This window comes from Corallococcus interemptor (assembly GCF_003668875.1).
GTDB lineage: Bacteria > Myxococcota > Myxococcia > Myxococcales > Myxococcaceae > Corallococcus > Corallococcus interemptor.
The window spans coordinates 1-478 of sequence record NZ_RAWM01000314.1; the positions used below are offsets into that span (position 1 = coordinate 1).

Here is a 478-nt window from a genome sequence, read left to right on the forward strand (position 1 = left end):
CCCTTAGAGCTCTTACACATGGATCTCAAGGGACCCACAAAGTTTGAAAGCATCAACGGTAAAAAGTACATTTTTTTAACCGTTGAAGATTTTTCAAGATTGACTTGGGTAAGATTTTTGCATGATAAATTAGAAACTTTTACTTTTTTAAATCATCTGTGGTCTTTACTTGTTGCAGATAAACGACAAGAATTTGGAGTAATTTCACGAATTCGCTCCGATCATGGAATAGAATTTCAGAATTCTAATTTTTCTACTTTCTACACTCTTCATGGCATTAAACATGAGTTTTCCGCACCTAAAACTCCACAACAAAATGGAGTGGTTGAACGGAAGAACAGAATGGTTCAAGAGATGGCACAGGTTATGTTGCATAGCAAAAATATTCCCCAACGCTTTTGGGCTAAAGCAGTTAACACTGCTGTCTATGTCATTAACCATGTCTATCTCAAACCCGGCACTAAAACCACCCCATATG

The 478-nt window shown here is 37.0% G+C and carries 1 protein-coding gene; it reads left to right on the forward strand.

Annotated elements, in window-relative coordinates; all coding sequences use genetic code 11:
* Positions 1–18: 18 nt before the first annotated feature.
* Positions 19–478 (forward strand): DDE-type integrase/transposase/recombinase (locus tag D7X96_RS39195; RefSeq protein WP_244219889.1); only part of this gene is annotated, 460 nt, incomplete at its 3' end.